Origin of the sequence: Rhodococcus kronopolitis (assembly GCF_042654025.1) — a bacterium.
Classification (GTDB): domain Bacteria; phylum Actinomycetota; class Actinomycetes; order Mycobacteriales; family Mycobacteriaceae; genus Rhodococcus_G; species Rhodococcus_G kronopolitis.
Window position 1 is genome coordinate 288,354 of sequence record NZ_JBHSFO010000005.1, and the last position, 13,631, is coordinate 301,984.

General features: G+C 70.8%; 15 protein-coding genes. 5 read left to right on the forward strand and 10 right to left on the reverse strand.

The window, feature by feature from the left end:
* Positions 1 to 18: 18 nt before the first annotated feature.
* The 3 genes from ACFO6S_RS12570 to ACFO6S_RS12580 form a co-directional block, all read right to left on the reverse strand.
* Positions 19 to 1,269 carry a hypothetical protein gene (locus ACFO6S_RS12570; RefSeq protein ID WP_378417399.1) on the reverse strand — a complete coding sequence of 417 codons (1,251 nt, stop codon included), beginning with the start codon at positions 1,267 to 1,269 and terminating at the stop codon, positions 19 to 21.
* Positions 1,270 to 1,347: 78 nt separating this feature from the next.
* Positions 1,348 to 1,734, reverse strand: a complete 387-nt coding sequence (locus ACFO6S_RS12575; RefSeq protein ID WP_378417401.1) for a nitroreductase family deazaflavin-dependent oxidoreductase — start codon at positions 1,732 to 1,734, stop codon at positions 1,348 to 1,350.
* A gap of 205 nt (positions 1,735 to 1,939) precedes the next feature.
* Positions 1,940 to 2,140, reverse strand: coding sequence for a hypothetical protein (locus ACFO6S_RS12580; protein ID WP_378417403.1), 201 nt, complete (start codon positions 2,138 to 2,140; stop codon positions 1,940 to 1,942).
* Positions 2,141 to 2,621: 481 nt separating this feature from the next.
* Here ACFO6S_RS12580 and ACFO6S_RS12585 point away from each other — a divergent pair, with 481 nt between their 5' ends.
* Entirely contained in the window at positions 2,622 to 3,143 is a 522-nt protein-coding gene (locus tag ACFO6S_RS12585) for a hypothetical protein (protein ID WP_378417404.1), read from the forward strand.
* A gap of 83 nt (positions 3,144 to 3,226) precedes the next feature.
* Positions 3,227 to 3,766, forward strand: coding sequence for an NUDIX hydrolase (locus ACFO6S_RS12590; protein ID WP_378417406.1), 540 nt, complete (start codon positions 3,227 to 3,229; stop codon positions 3,764 to 3,766).
* Positions 3,767 to 3,823: 57 nt separating this feature from the next.
* Here the strand turns inward: ACFO6S_RS12590 and arc are convergent, their stop codons facing one another.
* Entirely contained in the window at positions 3,824 to 5,596 is a 1,773-nt protein-coding gene (gene arc, locus ACFO6S_RS12595; protein WP_378417408.1) for a proteasome ATPase, read from the reverse strand.
* A 171-nt stretch (positions 5,597 to 5,767) separates the two neighbouring features.
* On the opposite strand from arc, the gene ACFO6S_RS12600 reads away from it, so the two are divergent.
* Positions 5,768 to 6,250 (forward strand): WKL family lipoprotein, encoded by a 483-nt coding sequence (locus ACFO6S_RS12600; RefSeq protein WP_378417410.1) that lies wholly within the window; start codon positions 5,768 to 5,770, stop codon positions 6,248 to 6,250.
* 43 nt (positions 6,251 to 6,293) lie between these two features.
* On the opposite strand, the gene ACFO6S_RS12605 is transcribed toward ACFO6S_RS12600, so the two are convergent.
* The gene (locus ACFO6S_RS12605; protein WP_378417412.1) at positions 6,294 to 7,160 is read right to left on the reverse strand and encodes a tRNA (adenine-N1)-methyltransferase; all 867 of its coding nucleotides are present in this window, start codon (positions 7,158 to 7,160) and stop codon (positions 6,294 to 6,296) included.
* A gap of 88 nt (positions 7,161 to 7,248) precedes the next feature.
* On the opposite strand from ACFO6S_RS12605, the gene ACFO6S_RS12610 reads away from it, so the two are divergent.
* Together ACFO6S_RS12610 and ACFO6S_RS12615 are read left to right on the forward strand one after the other, a co-directional pair.
* The gene (locus ACFO6S_RS12610) at positions 7,249 to 8,145 is read left to right on the forward strand and encodes a RecB family exonuclease (RefSeq protein ID WP_378417414.1); all 897 of its coding nucleotides are present in this window, start codon (positions 7,249 to 7,251) and stop codon (positions 8,143 to 8,145) included.
* Positions 8,142 to 8,951: a thioesterase family protein gene (locus ACFO6S_RS12615; RefSeq protein ID WP_378417416.1), complete on the forward strand. Its 810-nt coding sequence runs from the start codon at positions 8,142 to 8,144 to the stop codon at positions 8,949 to 8,951. The genes ACFO6S_RS12610 and ACFO6S_RS12615 overlap by 4 nt, the downstream gene beginning before the upstream one ends.
* 81 nt (positions 8,952 to 9,032) lie before the next feature.
* Here the strand turns inward: ACFO6S_RS12615 and hisG are convergent, their stop codons facing one another.
* From hisG to ACFO6S_RS12640, 5 genes are read right to left on the reverse strand one after another with little or no spacing between them, the layout of a single operon-like run.
* Entirely contained in the window at positions 9,033 to 9,884 is an 852-nt protein-coding gene (gene hisG, locus ACFO6S_RS12620; RefSeq protein WP_378417418.1) for an ATP phosphoribosyltransferase, read from the reverse strand.
* Positions 9,885 to 9,937: 53 nt separating this feature from the next.
* The gene (locus ACFO6S_RS12625) at positions 9,938 to 10,201 is read right to left on the reverse strand and encodes a phosphoribosyl-ATP diphosphatase (RefSeq protein ID WP_378417419.1); all 264 of its coding nucleotides are present in this window, start codon (positions 10,199 to 10,201) and stop codon (positions 9,938 to 9,940) included.
* 45 nt (positions 10,202 to 10,246) lie between these two features.
* Positions 10,247 to 11,872 carry an ABC transporter ATP-binding protein gene (locus ACFO6S_RS12630; RefSeq protein WP_378417420.1) on the reverse strand — a complete coding sequence of 542 codons (1,626 nt, stop codon included), beginning with the start codon at positions 11,870 to 11,872 and terminating at the stop codon, positions 10,247 to 10,249.
* On the reverse strand, positions 11,869 to 12,684 hold the full coding sequence (locus ACFO6S_RS12635; protein ID WP_378417422.1) for an ABC transporter permease: 816 nt from the start codon (positions 12,682 to 12,684) through the stop codon (positions 11,869 to 11,871). The genes ACFO6S_RS12630 and ACFO6S_RS12635 overlap by 4 nt, the downstream gene beginning before the upstream one ends.
* Positions 12,681 to 13,628, reverse strand: a complete 948-nt coding sequence (locus ACFO6S_RS12640; RefSeq protein WP_378417424.1) for an ABC transporter permease — start codon at positions 13,626 to 13,628, stop codon at positions 12,681 to 12,683. The genes ACFO6S_RS12635 and ACFO6S_RS12640 overlap by 4 nt, the downstream gene beginning before the upstream one ends.
* Positions 13,629 to 13,631: the final 3 nt, after the last annotated feature.

Genomic DNA, 13,631 nt, shown 5'->3' on the forward strand with positions numbered 1-13,631 from the left:
GACGGCCGGACCGGTCCGTCAGAAACCGCAGGTCGGGGTGCCCGGGAACTGCCCCGCCCCCGCTCGGCAGCCGACCTCGGTGACCGCCGTGAGCCGCTCGACCGGTCCCCTGACCTGCAGGGCCGGCACCAGACCGTTCGTCACGAGCTCAGCCTTGGTGGCGGGAAGAGTCGCACGCTCGTCGAGGGTGCCGCGGGCCCGCGCGAAGTCGACCAGCTCGTCGTAGACCATCGACAGCGTCGCCTCGGTCGTCCGGTCCCCCGGCTCGACGCCCGCGAAGTCCACGCCGGTCTCGTACTCGTGACGGATCGCGTGCGGGCCTTGGTCGCAGGTGGGCACGTTCAGGTCGATGCGGAACTCCGGCCGCTCGGGCGACGGCGGCGTGATCGTGGCGGCGTCGGTGCAAGCCCGGTGCGAGATGCGGTCGCCGAGCGCGTGCAGGTAGATGCCGGTCCGCGCGTTCCACGAGTTCTCGCCGATCCAGGAGTCGAACTGCCCGGACCGCACGTCGCCGGAGATGACCTGCTGGCCGGTCTCGTTGTCGAACGGGATGGCCAGCGGGGCCTCGACGGCGTACTCGCCGTGGATCTGCGCGGGCTGCCCGTCGCCGTAACAGGTTGCGCCGGTGGCGTAGTCGCCTGCCGCGCTGGGCGCGGTGAAGCCGCCGGTGCACAGCGGCACGGCGCTCGACGGGCCGGCCATGGCCCAGCGGCGCAGGTGCGTGAGCATGACCTCGTGCGCGGGATCCTCGGCGTCGGGCCGCAGCCCGTCCGGCTGCGGGTCCGACGGTCCGCGCATCGTCGGCAGGAAGTGGAAGAGGAACCCGCCGGTGGCGAAGTGGGTGCGTACCAGGCCGTCGATGTCCCGGGTGGTCAGGGCGGCGGCATCGGGGACGAGCCGGCCGTCCGCGTCGCGCGGGGCAAAGGACCCGAGGTCGGTCGCCTCGTCGTACGCGGCGATCCAGTAGGCGTCGCGCTCGGAGAAGCCCACGGTCCGGGCGATGATGTACGTCGAGTCGGTGTGCACGAGGCTGCGTCCGCCGAGTGGACGCTGCAGCGTGTACCCGTACAACGCGAATGCCTGCAGGCCGCACAGCGGTGCGTCGGGATCGTCCAGCGGGCACACCGGCGGCAGCGGACCGCAGTTCTGCGCGGGCGCGCCCTCCTCCGGGTAGCAGACGTCCTCGGCGAAGGCGTGTGCCGCAGGCGGCGGCACGGCGACCACGGCTGCGGCGGTGAACAGGGCCAGGGCCACGCCTGCGAAACTCATCTCTCGACCGTGCATTCTCATCGGACCACGCCTTTCGAAGTGGCGGACCGTGCGCACGTCAACGCGGGATTCGAGCGCTCACGTTCCGCTGCCGAGACGGCACTGCAGGTAGTCGCCCGCGTGGAGGCGCCGAAGCACCACGCGCACCGGCCGCGGCGCCCACCGCGCCTGCGGGTCGCACTCTCGTCGCGGATCGGTCAGGGTCAGCGGGCGACCGCGGGTGGTGATGTCGGCTCGGCCCGCGGCCAGCACGTTGAGCACCCAGTCGCTGCCGCGCCCGTAGGTGAGCCCGAAGCGGTAGCCGTCGCCGTACCGGAAGCAGTTGACCGGCGTCCGGTACTCACGCCCGCTGCGGCGGCCCCGGTGGTGGACGATCGCGAATCCCGGCAGCCAGCCGGCGACCGGAAGCACCACGCGGTTGGTCGCCGACCTGTTGAAGCGGGCCAGCCGCCTCGGGAGAGGCACTCGGTCAGCCTAACCCTCGCGACACGCGATGTGGGCCTGAATCAGCTGCCAGACAAGGCCGCCAGCTGCCCGACGAAGCCGCGCAAACACTCCCGCTCGGGATCGTCGACATCACCGGGCGGTACGCGGTCCGGCAGCGTCCATTCGGCGCGGTGCCGGCGTCGTCGGTGTTCCCGATCAGATGTCCCCCGAGACTGGGCACTCGTCACGGACTCGGTTGTGGAAGTGCGCAATCGGTCACCTTGGGGTTGACGCCCAGGTAGTTCAGGGGTCCGGCCACGACGGTCAGCGCAATGGTTCCCACGCCGGCGCAGTCCGGGCGCGAGCCGCCGTAGTAGCCCCGCTGTCCCGCCGCGACCGCGCCGATGATCAACCAGACCAAGACGACGACGGTGACGATTCTCATCGCACTCACCACATTCCTGTTGCCTCTGCACCCCTCTTCCAAGGATGCTCCGCACGAGGGCCTTTCAAACCTGACGAGGACGTCGGCCACACGTTGCCCCACCTCTGCGTGTGCCCGGCGCCCGCCGTCCTTCTGCCCGCTGCCGTCACCGCGGCCGCCGAGAGCGGGGCCGTTCAACCGCCAGGCACCCCGAGCACGCACCTCTCCGCCAGTTGAGGCGGCGGCCGATCCGGCGCGGGCCCCGGTTCCGGCGGGAACGGCGGCTGCGGGGAAGGCGGTTCCGGAGCCGGACTGGGCTCGGGCGGGAACGGCGGCGGTGGCGGTGGTGTGGGCGGGACCGGTGGCGGCACCGAGCCGTTGCACTTGTCGAGACAGACAGCGTTCACATGCAACATCTCCCCGACCAGCGGAATCGAACAGCGGCATCGCGGTACACGATCCGATGACATACCTTCCGCTGTCGGCATACCCAGGTTGCACTGTGACCAAACCCGACCGTCGAACAGCGGTGCAGGCAATCTGGAGCGCCCCATCGGTCAACGAAGCGGCCACCGGTCTCTGCCGGGGCGCGGCGCGGCCGTCGGTTTACCAACCTTTGGTCCCGGGTATCCGCCGTCCGGTGACGTACCGTCGGCAGCGGAGACTGAGAGGACGAGTCATGGAAGCTCAAGATTCCCGCATCCGACTGCTGTTCATCGGCCATTCGAGCACCATGAGTGACATCTGGTCCTGGGCCGCCGCCCAGGGCTACGAGACGGTCGACACGGTAGACAGCGACACCTCGTACGCGATCGCGACTGACGACGTACTGGACGGGAGGTGCTCGCCCACCGACGCCGACCTTCTCGCCGCGGCCGAGGACGCGGAGGTTCCCATCCTGAATGCCAGACATGCCCGAGACCTCGTCAAGGCAACACCACCGACGTGCCCACAACGGCTTCCCCGACCGACCGGCATGTCGGCGCGGCCCGAAGGACTTCAGAGCGTCGAACGCGCCGGGTGACGGGCCGGTCCGGGCACACTGACCCACCCTGAGGGGCGCAATGGCCGTCGCAGGCCGCCTTGCCCTCGTGACACCATGGGTTAATGGATCAGCAGCCCGGCAACGCCGCGCCAGCACGGGACGAGGTCGTCACCGTCTACGACGCAGAGGGACACGAGACGGGCACCGCACCGCGGTCGCGGGTCTACGAGGAGGGGCTGTGGCACGCCAGCTCCGGCGTGCTGCTGCGCTCGCTGGACGGGCAGCGGATCTACGTGCACCGCCGGTCCCCCGACAAGGCGGTGTTCGCCGGCATGCACGACTGCATCGCAGGCGGCGTCGTGGACCCCGGCGAGAGCCCGGAACAGACCGCGGTCCGCGAACTCGCGGAGGAACTCGGCGTTACCGGCATCACGCTGACGCCGATCTCGCGCATCTCCTGGGACGGCGAGTGGGCGGGCCGGCCCCTGCGCTGCCATCTGTTCGCGTTCGAGGGCCGTCACGACGGTCCGATCACCCACCAGGCCACCGAGATCTCCGACGGCTGGTGGTGGACCGAGGCGGAACTGCGGGCACACCTCGCCGATCCGGACTGGCCGTTCGTTCCGGACACCCGCGCGCTGCTCGCGAACCACCTGAGCTGACCCGAACGGCGGTGGCCCGGACCGAGAATCGGTCCGGGCCACCGCCGTTCGCCGGTCCTACAGGTACTGCCCGGTGTTCGACTCGGTGTCGATCGCCCGGCTGGCACTGGCGTTCTTGCCGGTGACCAGGGTGCGGATGTAGACGATCCGCTCGCCCTTCTTGCCCGAGATCCGCGCCCAGTCGTCCGGGTTCGTGGTGTTCGGCAGGTCCTCGTTCTCCGAGAACTCGTCCACGATCGAGTCGAACAGGTGCTGCACGCGCAGACCCGGGGTGCCGGTGTCCAGGATCGCCTTGATCGCGTACTTCTTCGCGCGGTCGACGATGTTCTGGATCATCGCGCCCGAGTTGAAGTCCTTGAAGTAGAGGACCTCCTTGTCCCCGTTGGCGTAGGTGACCTCGAGGAAGCGGTTCTCGTCGCTCTCGGCGTACATCCGGTCCACGACCCGCTCGATCATGGTCTTGATGCAGGCCGTGCGGTCCCCGCCGAACTCCGCCAGGTCGTCGGCGTTCACCGGCAGCTGCTCGGTCAGGTACTTGGAGAAGATGTCCTGCGCCGACTCCGCGTCGGGCCGCTCGATCTTGATCTTCACGTCCAGCCGACCGGGCCGCAGGATCGCGGGATCGATCATGTCCTCACGGTTGGACGCGCCGATCACGATGACGTTCTCCAGGCCCTCGACGCCGTCGATCTCGCTGAGCAGCTGCGGGACCACGGTGGTCTCGACGTCCGAGGACACGCCCGACCCCCGGGTCCGGAAGATCGAGTCCATCTCGTCGAAGAACACGATCACCGGGGTGCCCTCGGACGCCTTCTCCCTGGCCCGCTGGAAGATCATCCGGATGTGCCGCTCGGTCTCGCCGACGAACTTGTTGAGCAGCTCCGGCCCCTTGATGTTCAGGAAGAAGGACTTGGCGTCCTTCGCGTCCTGACCCCGGGCCTCGGCGATCTTCTTGGCCAGCGAGTTCGCGACCGCCTTGGCGATCAGGGTCTTGCCGCAGCCGGGCGGGCCGTAGAGCAGCACACCCTTCGGCGGCCGCAGGGCGTACTCGTGGAACAGGTCCTTGTGCAGGAACGGCAGCTCCACCGCGTCGCGGATCTGTTCGATCTGCCGGCCGAGTCCGCCGATGTCGCCGTAGTCGACGTCCGGGACCTCCTCGAGCACCAGGTCCTCGACCTCGGCCTTCGGGATGCGCTCGTAGGCGTAGCCGGCCTTGGTGTCGACCAGCAGCGAGTCGCCGGGCCGCAGCTTGCGCATCGGCGAGTCGATGTCCTCGTCGACGGCGTGCACGGTGGTGTCCGACGCCGCCACCATCAGTGGGTGCGCGAGCCAGACCACCCGCTCCTCGTCGGCGTGCCCGACCACGAGCGCGCGCTCGCCGTCGTCCAGAACCTCACGGAGACTGCAGATCTCACCGATCCGCTCGAACGTCCCGGCCTCGACGACGGTGAGCGCCTCGTTCAGCCGGACGGTCTGGCCGGCGCGCAGCTTCTCGGTCTCCAGGTTCGGGGAACAGGTCAGTCGCATCTTCCGACCCGAGGTGAACACGTCGACGGTCTGATCAGGGTGGACGTCGAGCAGCACCCCGTACCCGCTCGGCGGCTGGCCGAGTCGGTCGACCTCCTCGCGCAGCGCGATCAGCTGCTGACGGGCTTCCTTGAGCGTGTCCAGCAGCTTCGAGTTGCGGATCGAGAGCGAGTCCACCCGCGCCTCGAGCTCGCGCACCTGCTCGGGCGACTGCGCCAACTGGCGACGCAACCGGTCCGCCTCGAGTTGCAGGGCCTCCAGTTCCGCCCTGGCAGCCGAGTCCGGATTCTCTGATGCGCTCATGCGCGACTCCTCCCAGTTGCGATAAACCAACGCTACAGCCGCCGCGGAGAATCCGTGGAGCGACACCAGCGTCAGCGCAGAGTATGAGATATCGACCAGCCTGACCACCGAAAGGTCATGTTAGCCTTGCCTATCTAGTCGACTTTACTGCCGCCAGCGAAAGGCCCATTCGTGATCATCCGCAAATCCCTCGTCGTCGTCGCCGCCACCCTCGCCGCGGTCGGCGTCGCCTCGTGCAGCTCCGACGAGTCCAGCACCGCCGACTCGACCACGACGGCGTCCGCCACCACCGAGGCCACGACCGAGGCCGCCGCCGACGCACCCAGCACCGACGCACTGAACGCCACGCTGGTGACGTTCTTCGACCCCGCCGTCCCGACCGCGGACAAGGTCGCGGTGATCGTCAACGGCGAGAAGCAGGCGGCGGTGCTCGAGCAGTTCAACGGCGTCCTGAAGGGATACCCGCTGACCACCGAGGTCACCGCCGTGACGCCGGTCGACGCCGACACGGTCAAGGCCACCGCCACCATCACCGGCCCGCACGGCGGCGCGCCGACGGACCTGACCTTCGACCAGGTCGACGGCAAGTGGGTCATCTCCGACACCGCCGTCTGCACCATCTTCTCGATGGGCCGCCTGACCTGCGTCAGCTGATGCCCGAGCCAGGTGGCCGCCCGCGCGGCCACCTGGCGGGAGCCTAGGCCGGGGCCTTGCCCTTGCCCGCGCGACGCTGCGGCTTGGGGGTGACGGTGCCCTCGGCCAGCCGGCGCGCGCTCACCAGGAACGCGGTGTGTCCCTGCATCCGGTGCTCGGGGCGCACCGCCAGGCCCACCACGTGCCAACCCCGCACGATCGACTCCCACGAGCGCGGCTCGGTCCAGCACTCCTGCTCGCGCAGCGCCTCGACCACCTTCGAAAGCTGGGTGACCGTGGCGACGTAGACCATCAGCACCCCGCCCGGCACCACTGCCTTGGCCATCGCCGGCAGCGTGTCCCACGGCGCCAGCATGTCCAGGATCACCCGGTCCACCTGCCCGCCCGCGGTCTCCGGGTCGAAGTCCGCGACGTCGGCGATGGTCAGTTCCCAGTTGTCCGGACGCTCGCCGAAGAAGGTCTCGACGTTGCGCACCGCGTGCTCGGCGTGGTCGTCGCGCACCTCGTAGGAGAGCACCGTGCCCTCCGGGCCGACCGCCCGCAGCAGCGAGCAGGTCAGCGCGCCGGATCCGGCACCGGCCTCGAGCACCCGGGCGCCGGGGAAGATGTCGCCCTCGTGCACGATCTGCGCGGCGTCCTTCGGGTAGATCACCTGGGCGCCGCGCGGCATCGAGAGCACGTAGTCGACGAGCAGAGGGCGCAGCGCGAGGTACGGGGTGCCGTTGGTGGAGGTGACGACGCTGCCCTCGTCGGCGCCGATCAGGGCGTCGTGCACGATCCCGCCGCGGTGGGTGTGGAACTCCTTGCCCTCGGTGAGCACCACCGTGTAGTGACGGCCCTTCGCGTCCGTCAACTGGACGCGGTCGCCCACTCGAAACGGTCCGGTCGGCCTGTTCGACTGCCCTGCCATCAGTTACTGACTCCTAGATTGAGTTGTCCCGGCGACCCTTGCGCCGGCCCCGACGAAGTTGTCGGACCCCCGGCATACCCTGCCAGGTGTGAGCATCCCCGCGGCGTCGCCCCCCACCTCGTCCACCGGTCCCGCGCGACCGCGGTCGCGACCTGCGCTTTCCCCGTCCCGGGCCGGGGACTTCAAGCAGTGCCCCCTGCTCTACCGCTTCCGGGCGGTGGACCGGATCCCGGAGACTCCGTCCAAGGCGCAGATCCGGGGCACCGTCGTGCACGCCGCACTGGAGTCGCTCTACGGGCTGCCCGCGGCGGAGCGGGTCCCCAGCCGGGCGGCGACGCTGCTCGCCCCGGCCTGGGAGCGGGTGCTCGCGGAGTCCCCGGAGGCCGCCACCGCCGTGCCTGCCGACGAGGTGGCCGAACTCCTGACGGAGGCCCGGGCACTGCTCGACGGGTACTACCTGCTCGAGGACCCGACCGGGTTCGACCCCGAGTCCTGCGAACTGGGCGTCGAGGTCGAGTTGGCCGACGGGGCGGTGCTGCGCGGCTTCGTCGACCGGATCGACCTGGCCCCGACCGGCGAGCTGCGGGTCGTGGACTACAAGACCGGCCGCTCCCCCAGCGAGGCCGGCGAGTCCAAGGCGCTGTTCCAGATGAAGTTCTACGCGCTGGTGCTGCTGCGCACCCGCGGCGTGGTGCCTGCGCAGCTCAAGCTGCTCTACCTCGCGGACCGGGAGGTCCTCACCTATTCGCCGGACCTGGCCGAACTGCTCCGTTTCGAGGGCACCCTGTCGGCGCTCTGGCGGGCCATCCTCGAGGCGGGCGTGACCGGCGACTTCCCACCGAGTCCCGGGCGGCTGTGCGACTGGTGCGATCATAAGGTTCGCTGCCCGGCGTTCGGTGGCACGCCGCCGCCCTATCCCGGCTGGCCGGACGCAACGGTCGGGAGCCAGTCCGCAGTGCCGAGTTTCGAGGAGATCGTCGAGTGAGTGACCTGTCCTATTACGTTCCGCTGGGGCGGGACGCCGACGGCACCGAACGGTTCGCCAGCACCCCGCTCACGGTGAGCACCTGGGCCGACACCATGCAGCACGGCGCACCGCCGTCGGCGCTGCTGGTACGGGCGCTCGAGCGGTGCCAGCCGCGCGAGGATGCCCGGCTCACCCGCGTCGTGGTGGAGATCCTGGGCCCGGTCCCGATCGCGGAGATCGAGGTCCGCGCCTGGGTGGACCGGCCCGGCCGCCGGGTCGAGCTGGTGGTCGCCGAGCTGTGGGCCGCCGGCCCGGACGGCACCGCCCGCGCGGTGGCCCGCGGCACCGGCTGGCGCATGCAGACCGCGGACACGGTCGCCGCGGTCCACACCGGCGAACCCGTGCTGGCGCCCGTGTCGCAGGCCCACGAGGTGGAGATGAGCGGCGAGTTCTGGGGCACCGGGTTCGTGACCAGCCTCGACTGGCGCTGGCTGGCGGAGATCGGCGGCCGGGGCCCCGGTCAGGTGTGGGCGCGTCCGACTCCCGTCCTGGTGGAGGGCGAGACGCTCTCCCCCGTCCAGCGCCTGTTCACCGTCGCGGACGTCGCGAACGGCGTCGGGGCGAAGCTGGACCCGAGCAAGTGGACCTACCTCAACACGGACCTGACCGTCCACCTGTTCCGGGAGCCGGAGGGCGAGTGGGTCGGAATCTCCGCGGAGACCTCCTACGGACCGGACGGGGTCGGCATGTGCGCGGGCGTGCTGCACGACGAGTCCGGGCCCGTCGGCCGGATCAACCAGACGCTGCAGATCCGCAGGCGCTGACGCCGGAGCGACTCGGCACCGAGACGCCGGGCCCCGCCGCAGAGAATGCGGCGGGGCCCGGCGTTGTCGTGTCGGTGGGCGTCAGAAGGCGCGGCAGGCCCGGATCTCGGACGCCAGGATCGCCTTGGCACCGATGTCGGCCAGCTGGTCCATCACGTCGTTGCTGACCTTGCGCGGCACCAGCGCCCGGATCGCGACCCAGGCCTCGTCGGCGAGCGGCGAGATGGTGGGCGACTCGAGGCCGGGGGTGACACGCAGCGCCTCGTCCAGGAGCGAACGCGGGCAGTCGTAGTCGAGCATCAGGTACTGCTGGGCGAAGACCACGCCCTGCACGCGGGCGATGAGCTGGTTGCGGGCCTTGTCCGTGCGGTCGGAGCCCTCCCGCTCGATCAGCACGCCCTCGGAGTCGCACAGCGACTCCCCGAACGCCACCAGGTTGTGCTGACGCAGCGTCCGGCCGGAGCCGACCACGTCGGCGATCGCGTCCGCGACACCGAGCTGGATGGAGATCTCCACGGCGCCGTCGAGGCGGATCACGGTCGCCTCGATGCCGCGCGCGGCGAGGTCCGCGCGGACCAGGTTCGGGTACGAGGTGGCGATGCGCAGGCCGGCGAGGTCCGCGGGCGCCCACTCCTTGCCTGCGGGCGCGGCGTACCGGAAGCTGGACCGGCCGAAGCCGAGCGACAGGCGCTCCGCGACCGGGGCTGCCGAGTCCAGCGCGAGGTCGCGGCCGGTGATGCCCAGGTCCAGCTCGCCGGAACCGACGTAGATGGCGATGTCCTTGGGACGCAGGAAGAAGAACTCGACCTGGTTCGACGGGTCGAGGACGGTGAGGTCCCGCGAGTCGGTGCGGCGGCGGTAGCCGGCCTCGCTGAGGATCTCGGCGGCGGACTCGGAGAGGGAACCCTTGTTGGGTACTGCGACGCGCAGCATCGTGTTTCCTTTCGGGAAGGTCGAATGGGGTCTACCGGCAGTGCGAGCGGGGCTCACAGATGTCGGTAGACGTCCTCGAGCTTCAGCCCACGACCGACCATCAGGACCTGCACCCAGTAGAGGAGCTGCGAGATCTCCTCGGAGAGCTCCTCGTCGCTCTGGTACTCGGCCGCGATCCACACCTCGCCGGCCTCCTCGATCACCTTCTTGCCCTGGGCATGGACGCCGGCGTCCAGTGCGGCCACAGTGCCGGAGCCCTCGGGGCGGGTCTCGGCGCGGTCGGACAGCTCGGCGAACAGCGATTCGAAGGTCTTCACGGGAGGTGATTGTTTCACAGTGTGCGCGGGCCGCTGCCCGCGCACTCAGGCTCCCCGGGAGTCGAGGATCGGCGCGCTACCGATCAGGGCCCGGGTGTACGGGTCGCGGGGCCGTTCGAAGACCTCCGCGGTGGGTCCGCACTCCACGATCCGGCCCCGGTGCATCACCGCGACCACCTCGCAGACGTGCCGCACCACCGCCAGGTCGTGCGAGACCAGCAGCAGGGTGAGCTGGTACTCCCGGACCAGCCGCGCCAGCAGGTCCAGCACCTGCGCGCGCACCGACACGTCCAGGGCGCTGACCGGCTCGTCGGCGACCAGGAACTTGGGGTTGGTGATCAGCGCGCGGGCGATCGAGATCCGCTGCCGCTGGCCGCCGGAGAACTGGTGCGGGTGCCGGCGCGCCATGTCCGGTTCGAGGCCCACCGCGGTGAGCATCTCGGCCACCTTCTGCGCGGCGCCGGTCCGGTCGGTCAGCGGCTCGGCGACGATCTCGCCCACCCGCATCCGCGGGTCCAGCGAGCCCATCGGGTCCTGGAACACGATGGACACGTCGCGGCGGAAGCCACGCAGGTCCCGTTCCCGGACGCCGACGATCTCGCGGCCGGCAAACCGGATCGACCCCGCGGTGGGGGTGTCGAGACCGCACAGCATCCGGATCAGTGTCGACTTCCCCGATCCGGACTCGCCGACGATGCCGAAGCGCTGCCCCGGGCCGATGTCGAACGACGCGTCGGCCAGCGCGTGCACGGGCTCCGGCGGACGCAGCAGGCTGGACCGCGAACCTCGGTAGGTGCGACCGAGTCCCCGCACCGACACCAACGGGTCGGGATGCGGGTTGAACACCGGCGCCGCCACCGCGTGCTCCCCCGGCGCCGAGCTCCCCGGGCCCAGCCGGGAGGCATCGAGCAGCGACCGGGTGTACGGGTGCTGCGGGTCGGTGAACACCCCGGCGACGGTGCCGGACTCGACGACCGCGCCGTCGCGCATCACCAGCACCCGCTCGCACAGCTGCGAGACGACGGCCAGGTCGTGGGTGATCAGCAGCAGCGAGGTGTCGTGGTCGCGGACCGTGGTGTCGATCAGGTCCAGGATCTGCGCCTGCACGGTCACGTCCAGGGCGGTCGACGGCTCGTCGCAGATCAGCACCCGGGGGCGGTTCGCCATCGCGATCGCGATCAGCACCCGCTGCCGTTGACCGCCCGAGAGCTCGTGCGGGTAGGAACGGGCGATCCGCGCCGGGTCCGGCAGGTTCACCGAGGCCAGCAGGTCGAGGGTCGCGGCGCGCCGGTCCGCGCGGTCGGTGCCGCGCTGGTGCAGCTCGATCATCTCGGCCACCTGCCGACCCACCCGCATCAGCGGGTTCAGCGCGGTCATCGGTTCCTGGAAGACCATGGCGATGTCGTCGCCGCGCAGCGACGTCCACACCCGCTCCGGCGCGCCCACCAGGTTCCCCGGCGCGCCGTCGATCACGATCGACCCGCTCGCGCGCAGCTCGTCCGGCAGCAGCCCCAGCACGCTCAGCGCGGTCAGCGACTTGCCGGACCCGGACTCACCGATCAGCCCCAGCCGCTCGCCCGCCGACAGGCTGAACCCGACGCCGTCGAGCAGCGTCCGGTCGCCGGTCCGCACCGTCAGGTCGGCGACGGTGAGCAGCGGCGCGCCCGTCACCGCCGCACCGACTTCGGGTCGAGCCGGTCCCGCAGCCCGTCGCCGAGCAGGTTGAACCCGAGCACGGTCAGCGCGATCGCCAGTCCCGGCCACAGCATCACCGCCGGCTGCAGGTACAGGTACGGCTGCGACTCCTGCAGCATCCGCCCCCAGGACGGCGTCGGCGGCGGGGTGCCGAACCCCAGGTAGGACAGCGCCGCCTCGGCGAGCACCGCGATCGCGAAGGTCACCGACGCCTGCACGATCAGCGCGCTGGAGATGTTCGGCAGCACGTGCCGACGCGCGATCGCCGCAGGCCGCAGGCCCGCCGCCCGGGCGGCCAGGATGTAGTCGTGGGCGGTCACCTGCCGGGTGCCTGCGCGGGCCACCCGGGCGAACGTGGGAGCCGATCCGATGCCGAGCGCGACCATCGCCGTCACCGTCGAGCCGCCCCACACCGCGGCGAAGACAATCGCCAGCAGCAGCGCCGGGAACGCCAGCAACACGTCGTTTCCACGCATCAGGATCTCGTCGGCGTGACCGGGCCGCAGGCCGGCGGCCACCCCGACCGGGATGCCGACGATCGCCGCGATCGCCGTCGCGACGAAGCCGACCAGCAGCGTCGTCCGCGCCCCCACCAGCAGCGCACTGAAGATGTCCCGGCCGAAGTCGTCGGTGCCGAGCCAGTGCGCCGCGCTCGGGTGCAGCATCCGGGCGGCCGGGTCGACGACGGTCGGGTCGTAGGGCGTCCAGACGAACGAGACCAGCGCCGCCAGGAGCACCGCGGCGATCAGCACCGCCCCCGCCACCAGGCTGCCCGACACCCGCCTCATACCCGGCTCCGCATGCGGGGATCGATTGCCGTGTAGACGATGTCCACCACCAGGTTCAGCAGCAGCACCATCAGGACCAGCACCATCACGATGGACTGCACCTCCGCCATGTCCCGCTGGCTGACCTTGTCCAGCAGCAGGCTGCCCAGTCCCGGCACCACGAACACCCGCTCGACCACCACCGCACCGATCAGCAGAGTGGTCAGCTGCAGGCCGGCGACCGTGACCACCGGGATCGCCGCGTTGCGCAGGCCGTGCCGTAGCAGGGCCCGGGTCCGGGTCAGGCCCTTGGCCCGCGCCGTGCGCAGGTAGTCCTTGCCCATCTCGTCGAGCACCGCCGACCGCACGTACCGGGTCAGCACCGAGCCCTGCACCAGGCCGAGCGCCAGCGCGGGCAGGGCCAGGTAGGACAGGAACCCGCCGATCCCCTCGATCGGGGCCTGCCAGCCGCTGGATGGCAGCCAGCCCAGCTCGACGGCGAACACGGTGGAGAGCAGCACGCCTGCGAGGAAGGCGGGGATCGCGATGCCGACCTGGCTGATCCCGCCGATCAGCGCCCCATCGGGTCGGTGGCTGCGGACCGCGGCGGCCACCCCCAGCGGCAGCGCGATGGCCAACGCGACCACCATGCCCGCCGCGACCACCCAGAGTGTCACCTGCAGGCGGTCGAAGATCTCCGGGCCCACCGGTTGCCGGGTGAGGTACGAGGTGCCGAGGTCGCCGTGCAGCATCCCCCCGACCCAGTCCAGGTACTGCCGGTAGAGCGGGCGGTCCAGGCCCATCGCGATGCGTTCGCGGGCCACGTCCGCCTCGTCGGCCTGCACCCCCAGCGCGATCCGGGCCGGGTCGCCGGGCAGCACCGAGAGCAACGCGAACACCAGCACGGACGCGACGGCGGCCGTCACCGCGAAGATCCCGAGCCGCCGGAGCAGGGCGAGTGCCATCGC